Below are 18,002 nucleotides of genomic sequence, written 5' to 3'. Positions count from 1 at the left end.
TAGTAGAAATTTTAATCACTTCACAATATTTTGATATTAAAAAACCTCTGCTTGCAGAGGTTCATTTTTTTCTTTAAAAAAGCAAGTCACTTAAATATGAAGTTTAGAATCTATATCGGACAAATCATCTTCAGCTATGACCTGACTAGTTGATTTTGTCACAGCACAATCTTGCTTCATTAATGGATAAGCGACCAGGAATAAGCCGATAATAAGCGGAAATTCGTATAGTTCTTCCATCAAATCTTTATAGATAAAATCTGTAAAAATAAAATGAATAAAAAACCGATTATGTTCAATGCCATCAGACATCAGCAAGCCAATGAAAGCTAATATGAGTGCCCAAATTGGAAGTGATACATGCTTAAACTTATAAGCAATTTCTTGACGCAAAGGTGCTAAAAACAGCATAAACACCACGGGTGCAATCACAAGAACCGAAATACCACGGAAATAGATTTTTGGCACTTCCGGGAAATAGTCACGTCCCCAGCTGGTACTTCTACCAAACAGCATAATCCACTATGCAACTGACCAGAGCCAAAATTGTTTTTGACCTTTACTTAATTCAAATGGACGGATATAGAAAAAACTAAATACGGCAAAACCAAACAACATTAATGCTTGAATTGACTCAACTGCTGTAACCGTCATACCGCCTAACAAAGGAAGGTGCAGGCTCGGGAGAAAAGGGAAAATCAAACAGCAGATCATCATTACCAAAATACTGACTGGTAACTGAAAATCAAATTTCACGGACACTCCGCCAAATGGCAAGCTTAATAAAAGTTTAATATTAACACAAAATATACAATAACCAAAATTTCGAGTCAGAAATGGACGACTTGTTAGTTAGATTAATTATTTAGATTTAAAAAAAGAAAAACGCTCCTAAAGGAGCGTTTTTTTGAAACTGATTCAGAAATTAGATTTTAGAAACCAATTCAGGAATTACAGTGTTCAGGTCACCTACTAACCAGTAGTCTGCTACTGCATTAATTGGAGCTTCTTCATCTTTGTTGATCGCAACAATCACTTTAGATTCTTTCATACCTGCCAAGTGCTGGATCGCACCAGAGATACCTACAGCGATGTACAGGTCAGGTGCAACGATCTTACCAGTTTGACCAACCTGCATATCGTTAGGAACGAAACCAGCATCAACTGCAGCACGTGAAGCACCTTGAGCAGCGCCAAGTTTGTCAGCTAGTGGATCAAGGATTTTGTGGTAGTTCTCACCAGAACCTACACCACGACCACCAGAAACGACGATACGAGCAGCTGTCAATTCAGGACGTTCAGATTTAACGATTTCTTCATTAATGAACTTAGAAATACCAGCATCACCAGTAGAAGCAGCAGCTTCAACCGCAGCAGAACCACCTTCAGCAGCAACCGCATCAAATGCAGTACCACGAACAGTTGCAACGATTACTGATTCAGAAGATTCAACAGTTGCAATCGCGTTACCTGCATAGATCGGACGCTTGAATGTATTTGCAGAATCAACAGCGATGATGTCTGTGATCATGCTGACATCAAGAAGTGCAGCAGCGCGTGGCAGAATGTTTTTGCCAGTAGTAGTAGAAGCAGCAAGGATATGGCTATAGCCTTTACCTAATTCTGCAACCAGTTTCGCTACATTTTCAGCCAATTGGTTTGCATAAGCAGCGTCGTCAGCAAGTAAAACTTTGCTTACGCCCGCAACTTTAGCTGCCTGATCAGCAACTGCTTGAGCGCCAGAACCAGCAACCAATACAGTGATATCACCACCGATTTTTTGCGCCGCAGCAACAACGTTTAAAGTAGCAGCGTTAAGTGCTTTGTTGTCGTGCTCAGCGATTACTAAAATACTCATGATTTTTATCCTTCTGTATTAGATCACTTTCGCTTCGTTTTTCAATTTTTCTACAAGTTCGTCTACAGACTTCACTTGTACGCCAGCTTTACGCTCTGCAGGAGATTCAACTTTTACTGTTTTCAGTTTAGTTGTAGTAGTTACACCGAAATCTGCAGGTGACTTGGTATCAAGCGGTTTTTTACGCGCTTTCATGATGTTTGGAAGAGCTGCATAACGTGGCTCATTCAAACGCAAGTCAGTAGTTACGATCGCTGGAAGTGATAATTCAACAGTTTGTAGACCACCGTCGATTTCACGAGTCACTTGTACTTTGTCGCCTTCAACTTTAACTTCTGAAGCGAATGTACCTTGACCTGCACCTAAAAGTGCACCAAGCATCTGACCAACCTGGTTAGAGTCGTCATCAATTGCTTGTTTACCAAGAAGGATCAATTGAGGTTGTTCAGCTTCAACAACGCCTTTTAGAATTTTAGCAACTTCTAGCGCACCTAGCTGGCTGTCATCAGCTTCAACCAGAATACCGCGGTCAGCACCAAGCGCCATTGCAGAACGGATTTGTTCTTGAGCTTCTTTAGGACCAATAGAAACAACAACGATTTCTGAAACAGTTCCTTTTTCTTTTAAACGAACCGCTTCTTCCACCGCGATTTCACAGAATGGGTTAATTGACATTTTAACGTTTGTTAAGTCAACACCACTGTTGTCCGGCTTAACGCGAACCTTAACGTTGGCATCAACCACACGTTTTACAGCAACAAGAGCCTTCATGTAATCCTCGGCTGTTTTAGCAAATGTAAATGTTGAGAAAAGTTATAATAACTCTTCACTTAAATTTTTTTAGGTGCCCTATCTTGCAATGTGCACGGCATTTCGGTCAAGTCACAATTCAGCAAAGAGCTGTAAAAATGCGTAATTTTCCTTGAACGATGCGTTCACAATTAATCCGTATCGATTTATTACAATGAATTTTATCAATATTTAATAAAATTTAACCTTTGATTTTTATTATGTTTTTATTTGATGAAACACATCAGAACTTTTGATTTTTGCTTATTAAATGCACAAATCCGTCCTAAAATTTGTGGAAAATGACTTATATTTAAAAATGACCGCTTTGGTCAGTTTGGACATAATAGAGAATTGTTCATCATTTATTCTGCATATCTGCTCAATTTACTCCGCTTTATTTTGTTGGCAGGTCTAAAAATCGGGTTGTCATCAATCTATAAATATAAAAAAAGCATACTGGGAGCAGTATGCTTTTTTAAAATACGCCATTGCTTAATTAATAATTAACCAGCTTGCAGCAAGGGCAAGTAAACCGCCTGAGGTGCCATCAACCCATTTCTGTTTACGCTCATCAATTTGTGTATTGCGGGTAATTCTGCTGAACAGAATGCTGAGAGCACAATAAACAATGAAAATCATGCCGATAAAAATAAAAGAGAGAATTAAGCCTTGGCTTACAGTATTTCCGCTTTTATCGATAAACTGCGGCAAGATCGCAAAATAGATCAGCATGCCTTTAGGATTGAGTAAGGCCGTAAAGAAGCCTTTTTTCACTGGATTAGCAGTGGTCTTTTTCTCAATTTTCATTGAGTTTTTACTAAATACTGATTTCAACAGGCTACAAGCCAGATAGAGCAAATAAGCAATACCCAGCCAGCGAATCGCTTCAAACAATACCGGAAAAGACACGATAATCGCTGCGATTCCTATTGCTACCAAAATGGAATGTACCAGATAACCTGAACAAATCCCGATAGTTGCCATCATGCCTGCTTTTGCATCTTTACCCATCACTTGAGACAGGATAAACAGCATATCTGGTCCAGGTGTAAAAATCAGGGGGAGCACGGTCAGTGCAAAAAGTGCAAATACAGACATTTCCTTTTTCCTTTGAATCTTCGGAAAGTGAAATTAGTATCTGCGAATTTTTACAAAATAGGCTTTCAATTTATTTTATAATAAGTATTATTTTTCGAATTATATTCTAATTTATGAGAACATCTTCCAAGTCTGTGCGAGTAAAACTTGATCGTATTGATAAAAGTATCATTCAGCACCTGCAAGCCAATGGTCGTATTCAGAACAACGATCTGGCACGTGAAATTGGACTATCCCCTTCTTCCTGTCTGCGTCGGGTGAAATTGCTTGAAGATGCGGGCGTGATCCAAAATTACACCACCATCGTGGATTCACAGAAAATCGGTTTTCAACTGATTCTGTTTTCACGGATCTGGCTGGTCGGTCAGGATGCAGAAACCATTGATACTTTTATCGAGGCGATGAAAGAGCTGCCTCAGGTGATGGAGTGCTATATCATTCTGGGTGAATGTGATGCGATGTTAAAAGTTGTGGTGCCTGATCTGGAAAGTTACCGTAAATTCCAGTCCACACATTTGACCAAGAAAAATGGCATTACCAGTGTCAAAACAGATTTACCCAGCCAGATTATCAAGCAAAGTTTTCAGTTACCCTTGGATGACTTATAAAATATTTTAGCAATAAAAAAGGATGACCTTAGTCATCCTTCATGTTCATTAAACTTGCAGAAAGTCACGATGCACATGACTCAGTTCAATCAGTTCATAAGACTTCAGATCGAAAATATTCCAAATTTCGAGCGCATCTTCTTTTAGGTCAACAGCTTTACTGGCTCGCTGCGTGGTCTGCCATTGCAGATCAGAAATCCATAGATAATACTGGCCTGTTTCAGGATTATAAGCCTGCATTTTTCCTTCTGCATTAATCCCTTGCACGATTGCTCCTTCAGGGAGAACGGCTTCAATAGTGGGCAAGCTAATCTCAACAAAATGTTTAATCTGGCGTAAACCATAACCCGCAAACATATCTTTTTGGGCTGGGCTTAACTGCGCATGCTTTTGTTGTATATCCGGGATAATTGCTGTGTCCATAAAAATTCCAGTATCGAGATCGCTGATTTTCTTTTAAAAATTGATTACTATTTATACTTATATCCGAAAACAGCCATTTGAAAAATAAGACAATAGTGAAATATCTTTCTAACAGTCTGTTCAGGTCATATTTTGAGCATGATACATGAAAGTTTTATGCCATGAATCCTAATCATCCGACAAGCGGAAGAAAACTTTAAATTTTTCCTATTCTTTATGCTGTGCCCGCGGATGCGCCTGATCGTAAATTTGCGCAAGTCGATCAAAATCAATATGAGTATAAATTTGTGTAGTACTCAAATTGCTATGCCCCAACATTTCCTGAACGGCACGAAGATCACCGCTATTCGACAGCATATGACTGGCAAAACAATGCCGCAATAAATGCGGATGCAGGTCAACATTAACCCCTGCACGCTGCGCCTGAAACTTGACCCGGTTTTCAATTTGCCGTGCACCGAGCGGATTGCCTTTTTGGGTGATAAATACATTCGCGTCAGGTACAAAATCACCATTCCAGAGCGGATAAATTTTTAGCCATTCCATCAGACTGTCTTTGGCTTTTGAACCAAAAGGCACTACCCGGGTTTTATTGCCTTTACCAGTAATACGCAAGAGCTGACGATTAAAATCAACATCCTTGATTCTTAAGCTCTGAATTTCTGCCAAACGTAAACCACTGGAATAGAGTAATTCCAGAATCGCCTTGTCTCTCAACCACATTTGCTGCTGCGCTTCGGTTTCTGGAGCCGGCTGGTCCAGAATCTGGTTCACAGTTTCAATATCGACCATACCCGGCAAAGGACGTGACTGACGTTTCAACTGAAAATCATCAGCCGGATTAAATGCCAGATACTGCGCCTGCTCTGCCCATTTCATGAACTGGCGAATCGAAGAGAGCATCCGCTGCAAGCTACTCGAACTTAATCCGTGCTGCTCGACTTTTTCAGCCAGAAATTGGCGTAAATCCGTGGCTTCCACATCATTAAGCGCTAGTTGTTGTACTGCGCAGAACTCCAGAAAATCAGCCACATCACGTTCATAGGCCTGCAAGGTATGTTTAGACTGGTTCTGGATCTCACGTTCTTTGAGCCAGATTCCGAGCAAGTCTTTTGCAGAAAGCTTTACTTGCTCCATTCAATTGACTCCAGCCAAGCTTCAATCAGTTCTGCGGTCTGTACTGGATGAGTCGCCGCAAAGAAATGATCTCCGCTTTGAATTACATGCAGGTTTGCATGTTTCAAATTTTGCTTTAAGCATTGCCCCACCTGAACGGTACTTAAAGCGTCTTGGTCACCCCAGATCAGTAGAACAGGAATCTCAAGATTGCTTAACTGTTTCAGGCTAAATACGGTTTGATCTTGTAAAAACCAATCAGGAACATCTTTAAACTGCTCGCGATAATCTATCCGCCAGTCAGCACAACCGAACTGTGATAGATCCACACCACCAGAAGTTGCCAATAAAACCAGTCCTTTGACTTTCTGTGGATGATGTAGTGCAATTCCAACTGCAAGAACTCCCCCCATGGACTGGGCAACCAGAATCGAATCATCCTCAATCTGCTCTGTGATGAGTTCCTGCAGATCATGAAGATTTTGAATAGTTGAATTTGGTTCTACCCCATCGAAGCCCGGATATGTCAATATTTTTGTAGATTGATCTGTTTTTAAATGAGCCAACAACGGCTGCCAAAAGCCTTGGCTGCCTGATGCACCCGGTAAAAACACAAGCTGATTCATAGAGCTGTTGTGATATCAATTAAATATGGAATTCATCCTATCATAAAAAAAGCACCGTACTATGTGCGGTGCTTTTTAGAGAAATAAATGTGGGATTAACCCTGGAAGTAGCGCAAGTCCAGTCGACCTTCATAAACATTGGCGGTTGGGCCCGTCATCCAGACTACATCACCTTCTTTCCATTCAATCTGCAATTTACCACCCGCAAGTTCAATTTCGACCTTGCTAGATAACAAACCACGGCGCATACCAGACACTGCTGCAGCACAGGCACCTGTACCACAAGCCAGTGTTTCGCCTACACCACGCTCATAAACACGTAAACGGGCATGCTTTTCATCAATGATCTGCATAAATCCAGCATTAACGCGTGCCGGGAAACGCACATGAGATTCCACCTGTGGACCAATTTTAGCCACATCAGCAGTCAACACATCCGGAACAATCGTCACTGCATGTGGATTACCCATATTCACCACATCAATCGTCAGTTTCTCACCACCCGCCAGATCGATGTCATACAGATTTTCCGGTTCTTCAGCCACGAATGGAATTTCCTGAGGTAGGAATTTTGGATAACCCATATTCACTCGTACCCAGCCATTGGCACCAAGTTCAGGTTCCACGATTCCAGCTTTGGTCTGTACCTTGATTTTGGTTTTAGTCGTTAATTGACGTTCATGCACGAAACGGGCAAAACAGCGCACACCATTACCGCACTGCTCAACTTCAGAACCATCCGCATTAAAAATACGGTATTTAAAATCTGCACTTGGAATATCAGGCGGTTCAACAATCAAGAGCTGGTCAAAACCCACACCAAAGTTACGATTTGCCAAGCGCTGAATAGTGAGAGTATCCAGATAAGCACGCTGGCTAATCAGGTCTACCACCATAAAATCATTGCCCAGGCCATGCATCTTGGTAAATTCAAGCAACATTATTCAGTCTCCTTAAGGCAATAAACGCTCACGTTCCCAAAGTGATTCAACCGTTTCACGCTCACGAATCAGATGCGCCTGATCACCATCCACCATCACTTCAGCAGCACGGCCACGACTGTTATAGTTTGAACTCATTACGAAACCATATGCACCAGCCCCAAGAACTGCTAGTACATCATTTTCTTTAATGGCAAGCTCGCGTTCTTTGCCCAGGAAATCGCCTGTTTCACAGATCGCGCCCACCACATCCCATTCTTTTGTTTCCACATCTGTACGCGGTGTCACAGACTGAATATCCATCCATGCTTCATATAAAGCTGGACGAATCAGGTCATTCATCGCGGCATCAATGATGGCAAAGTTACGGTGATTGGTTGGTTTCAGCAGATCCACTTTGGTCAGTAAAACACCTGCATTGGCAGAGATACTACGACCCGGCTCCATATAAACTTTCAGGCCCAGTTTTTCTAAAGCCGGACGCATGGCATTGGCATATTCTTCAACCGATGGGGGTGTTTCATCTTTATATGTCACACCCAGACCACCACCGATATCGATGTGTTTCAAGTTGATGCCCATGTCTTTCAGCTTGTCGATCATGACAATGACACGATCCAGCGCATCAACAAAAGGCTGAGTTTCAGTCAACTGCGAACCGATATGACAGTCAATCCCGACCACTTCAAGATTTGGCAATGATGCTGCATAAGCATAGGTATCAAATACGCTATCTGATGGAATACCAAATTTGTTTTCTTTTAAACCAGTGGAAATATATGGATGGGTTTTCGCATCAACATCCGGATTCACACGTAGAGAAATCGGCGCTTTAACCTTAAGTTCAGCCGCTACTTTCTGAATACGATCCAGCTCGGCATAAGATTCCACATTAAAGCAGGCAATGCCGACTTCCAGTGCTTTCTTGATATCTGCTTCAGATTTACCCAGGCCTGAGAATACGATTTTTGAAGGCTCACCACCGGCTTTCAAGACACGAGCCAGTTCACCACCAGTCACGATATCGAAACCAGCACCCTGCTTGGCCAATACATTCAATACCGCAAGATTAGAGTTTGACTTTACCGCAAAACAGATTTGATGATCGATAAAGCTAAAAGCACGGTCCATATCCAGATAATGCTTTTCAAAAGTTGCTTTTGAATAAACATAAAGTGGTGTGCCAAATTGCTCTGCGAGCTGTTGCAGTGAACATTGCTCAGCATGCAATACCCCATTAATGCGGGTGAAACTCATGAATGTATCCTTTCTCTGAAAGTCTTAAGGAGATGGTGTTGAATCGGATTCAGCGGGCGCTTCAAATTGCTGCTTGACCGGCGCATCCTGTTGTTCATCTGATACTTGCGGTGCAGATTCAGTATTTTTATAGAGTAAATACTTGGCACGTTTATCGTAGTTTGGATCATTTGGAAGATGTAAAGCTCCCGACTGACCACAACCGACCAAGGCAAAACCGACTGTAATTAAACTGATGTAGCAAATGACCTGACGCATCTGACCACCTATATGAGTATTTTCGATGAAGTATAACGCGATCATCCGTATGACCAAAGCGCTAAACGCTAGAGAGTATATTCAGACATAAAAAAACGCCAGCAGATCGCTGACGTTTTTATTGATATGGATTATTTATGTTTCTGTTTATATAAGCCTAAATATCCAATAATCAGCAAAATGAACCACACCGGGCTGACCATCAAGGCACGACGGGTATCATCTTCCAGCGACAACACACCAATCATGCCGACAAAGAAAATAATCACGATCCAGCAAGTCACCAACCCACCAGGCAACTTGAATATGGATTTAGCATGCAATTCCGGACGGGTACGGTAATAGATCATGTAGCTCCAGATAATGATCAGCCATACACAGATAAACAGAATAGTCGACAAAGTTGTTGCCAAAGTAAATGCTTCAACCGTATTCGGCACGAAGTACTGTAATGCTGCACCGAGCAATAAACAGATCGCAGAGAAATACAAAGCATTCGCTGGAACGGCGCGCGAATTCAAACGACCAAAGGCTTTCGGTGCCTGTTCTTCACGAGATAAACCGAACAACATACGGCTGGTTGAGAACACTCCACTATTCATCGATGACATTACTGATGACAGCACTACCAGGTTCATGATGATTGCAGCCGCCGCAATACCTGCCTGACTGAACAGATTCACAAACGGAGAAACATTTGGATTGATCTGATCCCATGGTGTTACTGACATCACAATGATCAGAGCCAGCACATAGAAAATAATAATACGGATCGGAATCGAGTTCACCGCTTTCGGCAAGTTACGCTCTGGATCTTTGGTTTCAGCAGCCGTAGTACCAACCAGCTCTACACCTACAAAGGCGAAAATCGCAATCTGGAAACCAGCCAGGAAACCCATAGTTCCTGTCGGGAATAAACCGCCATGATCCCAGATATGGGCAAATGAAGCGACCGTACCTGCATCATTAGTAAAGCCAGTAAAGATCATCCACAGACCCACACCAATCAAAACAATAATGGCGATAATCTTGATCAAAGCAAACCAGAATTCCATTTCACCAAACAGTTTCACGGTTGCCAGGTTCAAGCCCATAATGAAGACAATAGAGGCAATACTGATCAGCACGCCTTCGCCCGGAGTAAATGGCAGGCCGTTATTAAAGAATTGCAGGTAATAGATAATGGCTGACAGATCCGCGATACCAATCGTGATCCAGCATAACCAGTAGGTCCAGCCGACAAAATAACCTGCCCATGGCCCGATCAGATCTGTGGCAAAATCAATAAAAGATTTATATTGCAGATTGGATAACAATAATTCACCCAATGCACGCATGACCAGAAACACCATAAAACCGATGATCATATAAATCACCAGAATGGATGGTCCTGCCAGGCTAATGGTTTTCCCTGAACCCATAAACAGGCCGGTGCCAATCGCACCCCCAATGGCAATTAACTGCAGGTGCCGGTTGGATAAACTACGCTGTAGCTCACCATCTTCCGATGATGAGTGACTATATTTTTCTGACATTATTTCATTTCAACTTTGAGTTTTAATCGCGACAAATTAACGTAAAAAACCCGGAATACAAAAAGAAAATTCGCATCATTTGTATTTTCCAACTAATCTTGCAAGTTAATTTATTTTTCTTATATCAATATTCATTTATCTTTAGTCTTAGTTTTAAGGCGCAATGAATACAGGATTTTTCTTGTCAAAGCGCTGAAACTATGTAAAAAATAGAATACAAATCCGCCAATATTCGCGTTTAGGATGAGCGCGCATGGCATAGCAATTGCTTTTCAATCAACATCTCAAATAAAGCTGACACGGATAAATAAGAAGAAATTTATGCAAAATTTACAAAGCATCATGGAAACCGTCAGTGGCTGGGTCTGGGGCCCATATATGCTGGTCCTCATTGTCGGTACCGGTATATTCCTGACCTTCCGCCTGCTGTTCTGGCAGTTCCGCATGTTGCCACTGGCCTTTAAACAGGTTTTTGGCAAACACCCTTCGCATGAAGGCGATATTTCCCAGTTTGGCTCACTCATGACCGCACTGTCAGCTACCATCGGTACCGGTAATATTGCCGGTGTCGCAACTGCCTGTGTGCTGGGTGGTCCTGGGGCCGTATTCTGGATGTGGATGACTGCCCTGTTCGGAATGGCAACCAAATATGGCGAAGGTGTACTGGCCGTCAAATACCGGGTTAAAAATGAACGCGGTGAAATGTCTGGCGGTCCAATGTATTACATTGAGCGTGGCCTGAAATGGAAATGGCTGGCGCTGATTTTTGCGTTCTTTGGTGCTGTCGCATCTTTGGGAATTGGTAGTTCAGTTCAGTCCAACACTGTTGCACTCGCGGTAGAAAATGGTTTTGGTCTGGAAACTTGGGTTACAGGGATCGTGATCACTGCGTTTTCTGCACTAGTGATTCTAGGCGGGATTAAGTGGATTTCTAGAGCTGCTTCCTTCATCGTTCCAATTATGGCGATTGGTTATGTAGCGGGCGGTCTGATCATTATTTTCACCCATCTCGATTTAGTGGGTCCTGCACTAAAAATGATTTTCACCTATGCTTTTACTGGTGAAGCTGCCGTAGGTGGTGCGATTGGTGCGGCGATTCGTTATGGTGTCGCGCGTGGTGTATTCTCAAATGAAGCTGGTATGGGTTCAGCACCGATTGCCGCAGCTGCTGCAAAAACCGATCACCCTGCACGTCAAGGCTTGGTTTCCATGACCGGAACCTTTATTGACACGATTATTGTCTGTTCGATTACCGGTATTGTCCTGGTAATGGGCTTCATCATGGCCGGCAGTGATTTTGGTGGACAAACCGGTGCTGTTCTGACTGTTTCTACATTTAACAAACTGCTGCCAGGTGTCGGTGGCTGGATCGTGACCTTCGGTATTATCTTCTTCGCCTATTCTACCATTTTGGGCTGGAGCTACTACGGCGAAAAATGTGCCACCTATCTGCTCGGTGAAAAATTTGTATTCCCTTATCGCATCATTTATATCGCTTCAGTATTTATTGGCTGTGTAGCAACACTGGATCTGGTCTGGCTGTTCGCAGACACATTCAACGGTTTGATGGCGATTCCAAACTTGATCGGCCTGCTACTGCTGTCTGGGGTGATCGTGAAAGAATCCAAAGATTTTATTGCTCGCCGTAAATCAGGTGAACTGTATTAATCAAATTTAAAACCCTTAATAAAAGAGCCACGTTCATCGTGGCTTTTTTATCAATTTAAGTTTGCTAAAACTATCAGTTCACACGGCCAGAAAATTCATCATCATGAGCTTGATTTAGATTTAAGAACTCTTCACGATCGGCTTCAATCTCAAGAGCAGTTTCTAGAGATAATACAAAGAACAGTACACCCGGAATTTTCATTTCCCCTTCGGCATCTTCCAGATGTTCACTGACCATTTGGTAAACCGGATGGGCTTCATCAAATGGCACATCGATATAAAGATCACCTGAATAACTTTCAATTACGCCAGGCTGTTCTATGCCCATACAGGGTGCAAAATTAATTTGGCGTTGCTCTAGCCATTCCATCAGGTTCTGACGTAAATGATAGGACTCAGCATCTGCATTTTCATGTTCGTAATTTTCAAAATGTACAAATAATACATCACGGTCTTTTTCACGTGCGATCGCATCGATATGTTTTAAAAGTTGTGGCATGTCAGGTTTCCTGTACCCGTGATGAATTTTCTCATTATAGAAGGTATTTTACTTTCATGTAGAAAGGTGCATCCATAAGCGTCATATGTTGACGTAAATCACTGACTTTTTCAGCTAAAGGTCTTGGTTTTCAGTCTCATTCACCGCTATGCTGTAGCCCCCATTCCCAATATTTATTTTCGGAAATTATGGCTAAAGCAAAAAGTGTGTATCGTTGTGAACAATGTGGAGCAGACCATCCCAAATGGGCGGGTCAGTGTTCTGAATGTGGGGAATGGAACAGTCTGGTAGAAGTCAGTATTGCGCCTGCAACGACACATCGTGCTCAGCCAAAAATTGGAGGTTATGCCGGTCAGGCAGCAGCGATTACTACCTTAAATAAAGTGTCTGTTTCACATGAAACCCGTCTGCAAACCGGGATTGGTGAGTTTGACCGAGTCTTAGGCGGTGGTCTCGTTACAGGTTCTGTGGTGCTGATTGGTGGTGACCCGGGGATTGGTAAGTCAACTATCCTATTGCAAACCGCAACCCATATGGCAGCAGGCAATAGCTCTGCCCTGTATGTGACAGGTGAAGAATCTTTATCTCAGGTGGCATTACGCGCCCAGCGTCTGGACTTACCAACTAACCAACTGAAAGTCATGGCAGAAACCTGTGTGGAACGCATTTGCGAGGTGCTTGCACAGGAACGTCCTGCTGTTGCGATTTTGGACTCGATTCAGACTTTATATACCGAAACCTTGCAGTCTGCACCAGGTGGTGTGTCACAGATTCGTGAATCTGCAGCCCTACTGACCCGTTTCGCTAAAAATAGCGGCACTGCCCTGTTTATTGTTGGTCACGTGACCAAAGAAGGTGCCTTAGCAGGTCCGCGTGTACTGGAACATATGGTGGACTGTGTGCTGTATTTTGAAGGCCAGTCGGATTCACGTTACCGTATGATCCGCGCAGTCAAAAACCGTTTCGGTGCAGTCAATGAACTTGGCGTCTTTGGCATGACCGATAAAGGTCTGCGTGAAGTCGCCAATCCATCTGCCATTTTCCTCAGTCGTTATGATGAAGCGATTCCAGGTTCCATCGTCATGATCAGCCGTGAAGGGACTCGCCCACTTTTGGTTGAAGTTCAGGCTTTGGTCGATGATGCCCATGGCCAGCCACGCCGTGTAGCCTTGGGGTTAGAGCAGAATCGTCTGAATATGCTGCTGGCCGTGATGCACCGTCATGGTGGCGTACAAACATCCGGACAGGATGTCTATGTCAATATCGTCGGTGGTTTAAAGATTACCGAAACCGGTTCTGACCTGGCTGTACTTTTAGCCTGTGCATCCAGTATCCGGACTAAAGCCTTGCCTCAGCAACTCGCTGTTTTTGGTGAAGTTGGTCTTTCTGGCGAAATTCGTCCGGTGCCGAATGGTCAGGAACGTCTGAAAGAAGCCGTCAAACATGGTTTTAAATATATTATTTTACCGCGTGCCAATGCACCGCAAAAACCGATTCCCGGCGTACAGGTCATTGCTGTAGCCCGATTGCATGAAGCCCTGAGTGAAGCCATGAGCCTAAGTGACGAACTCAATTAGTTTTAATTGATAAATCTTGCGAAAAGCCTAAAAAAATACACATTTTTGATTGAAATCCCCTATAAAGCCTATATAAATAGAGTATTCAAATAAGTTTTTTTCACATAGGAAAATTGAATGGAAGTTCGACAGCGTGGTTTGGTTGCAGGTCTTTTAACAGCAGCATTACTGGTTGCTCCTTTAACTGCTGAAGCAAAACGTGCCGGTGGCGGTAAAAGCCATGGTATGCAACGTTCTGCTGCGCCTACTCAATCTTATCAACAACCTCGTCAAGCTGCGCCAGCACAACAGGCTCCAGCCGCTGGTGCTGCAACTCAGCAAAGATCTGGCCCAGGCGTAGGTAGTATGGTTGCTGCCGGTGTAGCAGGTGCTGCAGTGGGTGCAGTTGCTGCCAATGCGCTGGCTGATGACAAAGAAGTACAAGCGGCTTCTGAAGCTCAAGCAGCTCAACAGCAACAAGAGGAAAAAGGTGGTATTCCTGGCTGGATCTGGATCTTGCTTGCTGCCGCTGTTGCCTTCTTCATTTTCCGTAAGATGGGCGTAAAAAAAAAAGTAGCTTCTAATCCATACGCTCCAAATAGTGGTGCTGGTCATTCAGCACCATTTGGTCAGACACCTCCTCGCGGTGGTGACAACACCAATATTTTTGGTCAGAACGTGGGTGGTAGCACACCAAGTACAAATGCTCCGTTTGGTTCAGCTCCGGTAAATAACGCGCCATTTGGTGCAGCCTATACCAATAGCGGCAACCAGCTTCCAGATGGAACAGAACCTGCGACTTTCTTACGTGTTGCACGTCAGCGCTTCAACCACATTCAGTCAATGAATACGGCGAGCAACATTTCAGAAATTAAACGTTACCTGACCCCTGATCTTTACCAGTCGATGTATAACGATATTATGGCAAATCAGGATCAGGACGTAGCTGAGTTCTCTAACCTGAATGCAATGGTTGTGGATTCATCGAATGAGAATGGTCAATACGTAGTAAGCGTACGCTTCACTGGTACTGTAAGTGAAGACTTGAATAGCCAACCTCAACCGTTTGCTGAAATCTGGCACTTTGTCAAACCTGCCGGTTCTCAACAAGATTGGGTGGTTGCAGGAATCCAGCAAGACTAAATTCTTATCTCATTAATCGTATATCAACAGCGGCTTTCGGGCCGCTGTTTTGCTTTCTGAATCATTGAAAACTATTTAAATTTATTCTTGTTCTCTTTCTATTCGTTTTATTGTTATTCCTCTAAACAAATAGCTTAGTTTGCGTGTTTTAAGCTCTATCAGTCGACTTTTATACAAAAGCCAGTTTTCGGATTGGCTTTTTTATTTTGAACCTTTTAATCTAGATACAAAGATATTTGAGATACTGACATGACTGAGCGTGTTTCTCCCCCTGCCACGCTGGCAAACCGCGCACTGGCAGGCAATGCCGAAGCCCAATTTGAGCTTGCCGAACTCTATATGCAAAGCGAGCATGACGAAGACATCATGCTGGCTGAAGAATGGGCATTGAAAGCAGCCAATGGCGGCTGGGTTGAAGCCATGTACTGGCTCGGTGAGGGTTATACGGTTTATGCCAAAGAAATCGCTGAGGAAGACCCTGAAGATTCTAAAGCTCACTTTGAGTTAGCCTATTACTGGTTGAGTAAAGCCAATTTCGAAAAACACCCTGCAGCGACTTTAGAACTGGCTAGTTTTTACCGTCGTGGTAATGTGGTCGAAAAAGATGTTGAAAAATCTATCGCTCTTGTAAAGCAAGCAGCTGAATGGGGCGAAGTTCAAGCCATGCGTGATCTTGCCTTTATTTATGCCAATGGTCTTGGTGTGGCCGCTGATGACATACGGGCAGATTACTGGACTAAGAAAGCAGATGAAATTGAGCAGGACATAGAATAAATAACAAGCCCGTCAGATGATGGGCTTTTTTACGAGAATAAAACTTTATTTCAGTTTTCAAATATCAGGATATTTCTCAAAATATTTTCAAAATTTTCTTATTAGTCAGATAATAAACAATTTCGGATTGGAACCAAATTAATTTCCAAGTACAATACCTCGCTAGTCGAGGGATGCTGCGACGTTTTACAGGTACGAAATGTAAAAGCGCCAGGCTCGACGATCGGTCCAACTTTTTCTAGACAGACCAACAACGGCATCCGCGAACTGAATGATCAATTATTGTTTTTTATAAGGAGATCGTGATGAACGCGGTTAATGCTTCATTTACAGATTATAAAGTTGCTGATATTTCCCTAGCTGACTACGGCCGTAAAGAAATCAAACTTGCAGAAGCTGAAATGCCTGCCCTAATGGGTCTGCGTAAGCGCTACTCAGCTGCCAAACCGCTTGCTGGTGCCAAAATCCTTGGCTGTATCCACATGACTATTCAAACTGCAGTTTTAATTGAAACTCTGGTTGAATTAGGCGCTGAAGTTCGCTGGACTTCTTGTAACATCTTCTCTACTCAAGACCACGCTGCTGCTGCAATCGCTGCTCGTGGTATTCCTGTATTTGCTTGGAAAGGCGAAACAGAAGAAGAATACATGTGGTGTCTTGAACAACAGATCAATGTGAACGGCAAACCTTGGGATGCCAACATGATTCTGGATGATGGCGGTGACTTAACTGCTGTTGTTCACGAAAAATATCCTGAACTGATTGCAAAAATCCACGGGATTACTGAAGAAACAACTACAGGTGTAGCGCGTCTTCTGGAAATGTGGAAAGATGGCTCTCTGAAAGTTCCAGCGATTAACGTCAACGATTCAGTAACCAAGTCTAAAAACGACAACAAATACGGTTGCCGTCACTCTCTAAATGATGCGATCAAACGTGCAACTGACATGCTGCTTTCTGGCCGTCGTGCGTTAGTGATCGGCTATGGTGACGTAGGTAAAGGTTCTGCTCAGTCTCTTCGTCAAGAAGGCATGATCGTACGTGTATCTGAAATCGATCCAATCTGTGCGATGCAAGCATGCATGGACGGTTATGAAGTGGTTTCTCCATACAAAAACGGCGTTCAAACTGGCAAAAAAGAAGATGTGAACGTTGATCTTCTTCAAAATACCGACCTGATCGTGACTACCACTGGTAACTACCACGTATGTGACGCTGCAATGTTGGATACACTGAAAGCTGGTGCAGTAGTTTGTAACATCGGTCACTTCGACACTGAAATCGATACCAACTACCTACGTAGTTATAAATGGGTTGAAGTGAAACCTCAAGTACACCAAGTATATCGTTCAGAAAATGAAAATGATTACCTGATCCTGCTTTCTGAAGGTCGTCTGGTAAACCTGGGTAATGCAACTGGTCACCCATCACGTGTGATGGACGGTTCATTCGCGAACCAAGTATTGGGTCAAATGCACCTGTTCGCTGAGAAATTTGCGGATCTTCCTGAAGATCAAAAACAAGCAGCGATTCGTGTAGAACTGCTTCCTAAGAAATTAGACGAAGAAGTTGCTGCTGCAATGGTTGCCGGTTTCGGTGGTGTTCTGACTCAATTGACTCCAGAACAGGCAGATTACCTAGGTGTACCTGTTGAAGGTCCATTCAAGTCTGATGCTTATAAATATTAATATCCCTCACCCCATCCCTCTCCCTTAGGGAGAGGGTGACCATCCAAATTATTTTCAATGAAGTTTTAATGACTTCAAGTGAAAAAAATATGGGCTTAAACCCTGCATAATTCAGTAATGAATTCTCCTCTCCCTTTGGGAGAGGTCAGGGAGAGGGTGATA

General features: G+C 43.0%; 17 protein-coding genes and 1 pseudogene. 6 read left to right on the top strand and 12 right to left on the bottom strand.

Going from position 1 to position 18,002, the window contains the following annotated elements:
• Positions 1 to 90: 90 nt before the first annotated feature.
• The 4 genes and pseudogenes from FTV14_RS16170 to FTV14_RS01000 form a co-directional block, all read right to left on the bottom strand.
• A pseudogene (locus FTV14_RS16170) lies at positions 91 to 756 on the bottom strand (hypothetical protein).
• Positions 757 to 925: 169 nt separating this feature from the next.
• Positions 926 to 1,858 carry an electron transfer flavoprotein subunit alpha/FixB family protein gene (locus FTV14_RS01010; protein WP_125278450.1) on the bottom strand — a complete coding sequence of 311 codons (933 nt, stop codon included), beginning with the start codon at positions 1,856 to 1,858 and terminating at the stop codon, positions 926 to 928.
• Positions 1,859 to 1,876: 18 nt separating this feature from the next.
• Entirely contained in the window at positions 1,877 to 2,629 is a 753-nt protein-coding gene (locus FTV14_RS01005; RefSeq protein ID WP_159124425.1) for an electron transfer flavoprotein subunit beta/FixA family protein, read from the bottom strand.
• 513 nt (positions 2,630 to 3,142) lie between these two features.
• Positions 3,143 to 3,748: a LysE family translocator gene (locus tag FTV14_RS01000; protein WP_180016992.1), complete on the bottom strand. Its 606-nt coding sequence runs from the start codon at positions 3,746 to 3,748 to the stop codon at positions 3,143 to 3,145.
• Between the two features lie 113 nt (positions 3,749 to 3,861).
• Between FTV14_RS01000 and FTV14_RS00995 the strand changes: the two genes are divergently transcribed.
• Positions 3,862 to 4,356 (top strand): Lrp/AsnC family transcriptional regulator, encoded by a 495-nt coding sequence (locus FTV14_RS00995; RefSeq protein WP_180052285.1) that lies wholly within the window; start codon positions 3,862 to 3,864, stop codon positions 4,354 to 4,356.
• Positions 4,357 to 4,404: 48 nt separating this feature from the next.
• Here FTV14_RS00995 and FTV14_RS00990 read toward each other — a convergent pair whose 3' ends face one another.
• The 7 genes from FTV14_RS00990 to FTV14_RS00960 form a co-directional block, all read right to left on the bottom strand.
• Entirely contained in the window at positions 4,405 to 4,779 is a 375-nt protein-coding gene (locus FTV14_RS00990) for a hypothetical protein (protein ID WP_159124423.1), read from the bottom strand.
• A gap of 207 nt (positions 4,780 to 4,986) precedes the next feature.
• The gene (gene xerA, locus FTV14_RS00985) at positions 4,987 to 5,877 is read right to left on the bottom strand and encodes a site-specific tyrosine recombinase/integron integrase (protein WP_171069894.1); all 891 of its coding nucleotides are present in this window, start codon (positions 5,875 to 5,877) and stop codon (positions 4,987 to 4,989) included.
• Between the two features lie 26 nt (positions 5,878 to 5,903).
• Positions 5,904 to 6,521: an alpha/beta fold hydrolase gene (locus FTV14_RS00980; protein ID WP_179992658.1), complete on the bottom strand. Its 618-nt coding sequence runs from the start codon at positions 6,519 to 6,521 to the stop codon at positions 5,904 to 5,906.
• 95 nt (positions 6,522 to 6,616) lie between these two features.
• Entirely contained in the window at positions 6,617 to 7,462 is an 846-nt protein-coding gene (gene dapF / locus FTV14_RS00975; protein ID WP_004784684.1) for a diaminopimelate epimerase, read from the bottom strand.
• 12 nt (positions 7,463 to 7,474) lie between these two features.
• The gene (lysA, locus tag FTV14_RS00970; protein ID WP_159124420.1) at positions 7,475 to 8,719 is read right to left on the bottom strand and encodes a diaminopimelate decarboxylase; all 1,245 of its coding nucleotides are present in this window, start codon (positions 8,717 to 8,719) and stop codon (positions 7,475 to 7,477) included.
• Positions 8,720 to 8,743: 24 nt separating this feature from the next.
• Positions 8,744 to 8,977: a lipoprotein gene (locus tag FTV14_RS00965; RefSeq protein WP_005236736.1), complete on the bottom strand. Its 234-nt coding sequence runs from the start codon at positions 8,975 to 8,977 to the stop codon at positions 8,744 to 8,746.
• A 131-nt stretch (positions 8,978 to 9,108) separates the two neighbouring features.
• Positions 9,109 to 10,512: an amino acid permease gene (locus FTV14_RS00960; protein ID WP_159124419.1), complete on the bottom strand. Its 1,404-nt coding sequence runs from the start codon at positions 10,510 to 10,512 to the stop codon at positions 9,109 to 9,111.
• 321 nt (positions 10,513 to 10,833) lie between these two features.
• Here FTV14_RS00960 and FTV14_RS00955 point away from each other — a divergent pair, with 321 nt between their 5' ends.
• Positions 10,834 to 12,180 carry a sodium:alanine symporter family protein gene (locus FTV14_RS00955; RefSeq protein ID WP_180052286.1) on the top strand — a complete coding sequence of 449 codons (1,347 nt, stop codon included), beginning with the start codon at positions 10,834 to 10,836 and terminating at the stop codon, positions 12,178 to 12,180.
• A gap of 73 nt (positions 12,181 to 12,253) precedes the next feature.
• On the opposite strand, the gene FTV14_RS00950 is transcribed toward FTV14_RS00955, so the two are convergent.
• Positions 12,254 to 12,679: a hypothetical protein gene (locus FTV14_RS00950; protein ID WP_180053138.1), complete on the bottom strand. Its 426-nt coding sequence runs from the start codon at positions 12,677 to 12,679 to the stop codon at positions 12,254 to 12,256.
• Positions 12,680 to 12,867: 188 nt separating this feature from the next.
• Here FTV14_RS00950 and radA point away from each other — a divergent pair, with 188 nt between their 5' ends.
• From radA to ahcY, 4 genes are all read left to right on the top strand, one after another.
• Positions 12,868 to 14,256 (top strand): DNA repair protein RadA, encoded by a 1,389-nt coding sequence (gene radA / locus FTV14_RS00945; protein WP_180053137.1) that lies wholly within the window; start codon positions 12,868 to 12,870, stop codon positions 14,254 to 14,256.
• Between the two features lie 117 nt (positions 14,257 to 14,373).
• Positions 14,374 to 15,378 carry a Tim44 domain-containing protein gene (locus FTV14_RS00940; RefSeq protein ID WP_180053136.1) on the top strand — a complete coding sequence of 335 codons (1,005 nt, stop codon included), beginning with the start codon at positions 14,374 to 14,376 and terminating at the stop codon, positions 15,376 to 15,378.
• A gap of 249 nt (positions 15,379 to 15,627) precedes the next feature.
• Positions 15,628 to 16,152: a tetratricopeptide repeat protein gene (locus tag FTV14_RS00935; protein ID WP_180052289.1), complete on the top strand. Its 525-nt coding sequence runs from the start codon at positions 15,628 to 15,630 to the stop codon at positions 16,150 to 16,152.
• A gap of 305 nt (positions 16,153 to 16,457) precedes the next feature.
• Positions 16,458 to 17,840, top strand: coding sequence for an adenosylhomocysteinase (gene ahcY / locus FTV14_RS00930; RefSeq protein ID WP_180002089.1), 1,383 nt, complete (start codon positions 16,458 to 16,460; stop codon positions 17,838 to 17,840).
• The last annotated feature ends 162 nt before the right edge of the window (positions 17,841 to 18,002 follow it).

This window comes from Acinetobacter sp. YH12236, from assembly GCF_013417645.1.
Lineage (GTDB): Bacteria > Pseudomonadota > Gammaproteobacteria > Pseudomonadales > Moraxellaceae > Acinetobacter.
This window is presented reverse-complemented; position numbering and strand designations above follow the sequence as displayed.

Bases quoted from the DNA above. Each gene is read 5' to 3' on its own strand.
- FTV14_RS01000 (WP_180016992.1), bottom strand. From the start codon at position 3,748: ATGTCTGTATTTGCACTTTTTGCACTGACCGTGCTCCCCCTGATTTTT.
- FTV14_RS00980 (WP_179992658.1), bottom strand. From the start codon at position 6,521: ATGAATCAGCTTGTGTTTTTACCGGGTGCATCAGGCAGCCAAGGCTTT.
- radA (WP_180053137.1), top strand. From the start codon at position 12,868: ATGGCTAAAGCAAAAAGTGTGTATCGTTGTGAACAATGTGGAGCAGAC.
- FTV14_RS00935 (WP_180052289.1), top strand. From the start codon at position 15,628: ATGACTGAGCGTGTTTCTCCCCCTGCCACGCTGGCAAACCGCGCACTG.
- FTV14_RS00960 (WP_159124419.1), bottom strand. From the start codon at position 10,512: ATGTCAGAAAAATATAGTCACTCATCATCGGAAGATGGTGAGCTACAG.
- lysA (WP_159124420.1), bottom strand. From the start codon at position 8,719: ATGAGTTTCACCCGCATTAATGGGGTATTGCATGCTGAGCAATGTTCA.
- dapF (WP_004784684.1), bottom strand. From the start codon at position 7,462: ATGTTGCTTGAATTTACCAAGATGCATGGCCTGGGCAATGATTTTATG.
- FTV14_RS00965 (WP_005236736.1), bottom strand. From the start codon at position 8,977: ATGCGTCAGGTCATTTGCTACATCAGTTTAATTACAGTCGGTTTTGCC.
- ahcY (WP_180002089.1), top strand. From the start codon at position 16,458: ATGAACGCGGTTAATGCTTCATTTACAGATTATAAAGTTGCTGATATT.
- FTV14_RS00940 (WP_180053136.1), top strand. From the start codon at position 14,374: ATGGAAGTTCGACAGCGTGGTTTGGTTGCAGGTCTTTTAACAGCAGCA.
- FTV14_RS00955 (WP_180052286.1), top strand. From the start codon at position 10,834: ATGCAAAATTTACAAAGCATCATGGAAACCGTCAGTGGCTGGGTCTGG.
- FTV14_RS00990 (WP_159124423.1), bottom strand. From the start codon at position 4,779: ATGGACACAGCAATTATCCCGGATATACAACAAAAGCATGCGCAGTTA.
- FTV14_RS01010 (WP_125278450.1), bottom strand. From the start codon at position 1,858: ATGAGTATTTTAGTAATCGCTGAGCACGACAACAAAGCACTTAACGCT.
- FTV14_RS00950 (WP_180053138.1), bottom strand. From the start codon at position 12,679: ATGCCACAACTTTTAAAACATATCGATGCGATCGCACGTGAAAAAGAC.
- FTV14_RS00995 (WP_180052285.1), top strand. From the start codon at position 3,862: ATGAGAACATCTTCCAAGTCTGTGCGAGTAAAACTTGATCGTATTGAT.
- FTV14_RS01005 (WP_159124425.1), bottom strand. From the start codon at position 2,629: ATGAAGGCTCTTGTTGCTGTAAAACGTGTGGTTGATGCCAACGTTAAG.